The sequence below is a fragment of the Chryseobacterium sp. SSA4.19 genome, assembly GCF_022601875.1.
GTDB lineage: Bacteria > Bacteroidota > Bacteroidia > Flavobacteriales > Weeksellaceae > Chryseobacterium.
In genome coordinates this window covers 1-3,846 of the sequence record NZ_JAKVIP010000057.1, presented here as the reverse complement: position 1 = coordinate 3,846, position 3,846 = coordinate 1, and the positions used below count along the sequence as shown (strand labels likewise).

Annotated in this window: 2 protein-coding genes; both read right to left on the bottom strand. The window is 35.6% G+C overall.

The genetic code is table 11. The annotated features are described in order from the left end of the window. On the bottom strand, positions 1 to 3,056 hold a 3,056-nt coding region (locus MKJ01_RS18665), incomplete at its 3' end, for a SpvB/TcaC N-terminal domain-containing protein (RefSeq protein ID WP_241615758.1). A gap of 7 nt (positions 3,057 to 3,063) precedes the next feature. Continuing rightward, on the bottom strand, positions 3,064 to 3,846 hold a 783-nt coding region (locus MKJ01_RS18660), incomplete at its 5' end, for a T9SS type A sorting domain-containing protein (protein WP_241615759.1).

Genomic DNA, 3,846 nt, shown 5'->3' with positions numbered 1-3,846 from the left:
CCGTCCTTGGTGGTATACTGAAGAATGTTGCCTTTTTGATCGTATTTGTCGTAAGAAACATCGGTAGACATTACCCCCGTAAGCTGGTCAGATGATGTAACGGATAATGGAAGCAGAAGGCTGCCGGCTTGTGGTGTCGGATAATTGTTCTGGTCAGGATATATTACTTCGGTCTTAGAGACTGTTTTACCCGGATCATTTGCATTCTGCTTTTTGACTGTGGTAGTTTCTAATGGGATGCCCACCATATTGGCTGCAATTAGTTTTTGATTACTTTTCTCGTGGGCGTATTGATATGTATTTTCTGTGATACTATTATCTGGAGAAGTCGTTATCTGTTTTGACAACTGTAAATGAGAAGGATTATTATAGAAATATTCTGTATCTGTTTTAATAGGTATTCCGCCTACATAATCAGTAGTTTTCTGAGATTTTAAATAATGCCAGTATGAAATAGATTTATACTCCACCACGTCCAGCCCTTTAAGATAATTGGGATATGTTACGGTAGCACCTATAGGTTTGCCATAACATGCGTCAGGAATGGTGTGGGTAACATTATTTGCGCCATTTGCATGACATTTATCATCGGAAGTGGTCCAAACATGCGTATGATTTGCAAGACAGTTAGTATATGTAAAGCTTTTTAAAACATCCTCTGCTGTGCAAACTTTACTTATGTTATTTCCACACGATACATCATACTTTTGTCTAAAGTTGTAATTTTTCAATTCATAATTATAGACTGTATTCACCTCATATTCAGAATTTAACTCTCTTATAATATTAAAATTTTGTGAACCAGTATTTTTAGAAAATAATGTAGACTTTAATTCCACTCCATTATCCCAGCCAAAATTTGTCCATGGAGAGCTTAATATATTACTTCCTAAGAGATTATTACCAAAATAATCTCTATGAATTTTAAATGTTTTCATTTCGCCGCCATTTTCAAAATTGTCTCCTCCATTGCTCGTTACTACATATTCATAAATACAATTATTACTTCCTGTATCAAATAGATTAATCAAACTGCTTGAGGTTAATACAAGGTTCTGATTATAATTCGAATCGCTACAAGCAACACTACATGCTGATGGTGACTGAATGAAATCTATATAATAGGGCTTCCTACCAATTTTACCAGAGGAATGATTTATATCATCCTTATGAGCATAAAAAAATCTTTTATATTGAGGCTGATTGTTGGAAGAATCAAAATCCTTTGTAGATTTTACTCTCACCCCTCCTGTATCTAAATTAGTATTGAAAGTTTGTGGTGCAGTTTGATAATAGGATATAGAAGCTTTTACATTACTACACATAAAATTAGCATTAAGAATAATCTTATATGTACTTCCTGCATTTGCATTAAAATACAATTGATGTGAGGCATGGTCCCGTGTAAGTGCCACAGTACTTCCTTCATTACTTAATCCAAGATCTGTTTGGGTAAAAAAGTTTGTCCCGACTAATTGGATACTCCCTGAATAATGACCAGAACTGACAAAGCTACTACATTGAGATATGGAGTTCCCAAACAAGGTTGCATTTACAGTTACTCTTTGGTTAATCGGTGATACAAATGTATACTCAATCAAATCGCTGTCCGTAGAAACATCTGTCTTTATTTGAAGCTGCTTAGTAAATATACTTGGGTAAATTGTTTTTTCCCCCCAATATGTATTTCCTTCATATTCCAATTCAGTATAGCCTTTCGTCGGATATATAATTTTCTTTAACATCCCTACTTTAGCATATTCAGAATGAGGTTCTTTATCTGCTCCTGGATAATTACTACTTGACAGATCATAATCTTTAATATTGTTTGGAACAAGAGTGCTATTATATACTCCATTATGATATCCCCAATGATCCTGACTTTTAGAAAGTCTCAGCGGGAAGTCTGTCATTTTTTCATATTCAAAAGAATATACTTTATTGGGATCCTTAAAAGCTATATTATTCAAGAAAATTCTTTTGTTTGAAGTACCCAAATAATTAAAATTAATGGATTCAATAGTCTGATTATTTTTATCCTTTAGTATAATGTACTGTACTTTAGAGCTTCCATCAACATCTTGTATAGAAGTATCTGTAGAATAAATGAAGCTAATAGATCCATCTGTTGGATTATTACTGCTGATTGATTTAATTTTCTTCCCATTAATGTCCATATTCTGATCTATAAGTGAGCTTATTGTCGGAGCAAGAATATATGGGTTGGTACAATTAGTTTGCACTTTGGGATATGACATAGTCATAGTTTGAGACTGTGAGCTTATATACTCCATCGATGTAGGGTCATAAGAAAAGTAAATTTCATCACCTTTTTGATGCACAATTTTAGTTAAGTACCATGCTGAAATAGCTGATTGTGGAAGAGAATGCCCAGATCCGCTTGTTCTATATGTGGTCCTCTCCTTTTCTGTAAAATAATATTGTTCTCCAGTAGGTAGTATCAATAAGAAATCCTGACCATCTCCATTCGTATTTCCAATTCTTTCTATTTTTATAGCCTGTTTCTGATCAACTAAATGTGGCTTATGATTACGGTCATAAAAGAATTTACCTGATATTCCATTAAAATTATATGAATATAAATCAATTTCAGTATCCATGTTACCTCTCCCTCCATCTTGAAAAAACTGCATAGAAATAGAGTTTGTTATGTCGCCGGTAACATTATCAGGAACATACGAATTAGGGTTTAATTCATCAGGGAGATCCCTTACCATCCGAGTTATTACACCACCGAAATTTAGATTCCATCCTAACCCAACATTAGAAGAAACTTCGTCAACTTTAATACCATTAGATCCATAAAAAAGATTTAATGGTAATGAAATGTTATTTGTTCTATATCTCAATAAAGGAATTGATATATTGGGAGAACCTACAAACAATCCTATTGGAATATTTCCATAGTTTCCTAAAGCATATGCAGATGGAGATGGAGGCACTATATTTGGTAACGTAGATGGGCTTACGATTTGTTGTGCTGAATAATGATCAGCAAAACAAAATAATACCAATAACATTATATATTTTTTCATATATCTTTTATTTCTTAATCAATTTAGCACTCGCTGTTTTATTATTATTTGTTTTAATCGTAACCAGGTAAGCCCCCTGAACAAGGCTCTGCGTGTTGATCTTCGTTACCTTATTCTTTGTTTTAATGCTCTGCAGCTGTCTTCCGCCCATATCATACAACGTGATATCAGCTTCCTTGAAATCAAACCCAATCTCCACATACGCATACTCACTCACCGGGTTCGGGTAGATCTTCATATCCTGCTTTTCGATTAATGCATCAATCTGACTGTCTCCAAGCTTCACAATCTTCCAGTTCTCTTTTCCGAGCTCCTCTGCGCTGGTTCCGGCTAATATGATGGAACCGTCACGGTTCAGCTTAATATCAGATAATCTTTCTTCTCTCTTCCTGGATTCTCCTTTGACATGCTTTCTCCACTGCTCATTGCCATCCTGGTCCAGGTACAGCATCCAGAACGTCTCATCATCCGTTTCCATCCTGCCTTCCGCCTGGGTATAACCACCAAGTAAAATCCCCGTGGTGATGTCTTTATTCTTTGCTCTTTCTTCTTTTCTCTGCATCACACTCATCCCCATTAACACATCCCGGTTCTTAAAGCTGTAGGATTTCTGCCAGATCTCGTCGCCTCTTTCATCGAGTGAAATGAGCCACAGGTCAGTTCCTTCTTCAATCCCTACCGATTTATTGCCGGATCGTTCCGATCTTGATTCACCTCCGATGAGATAGCCTGTGGAAGTTAAAGCCAGAGTTCTTACATGGTCATCGCCTTTGCCTCCGTAGTTCTTTTC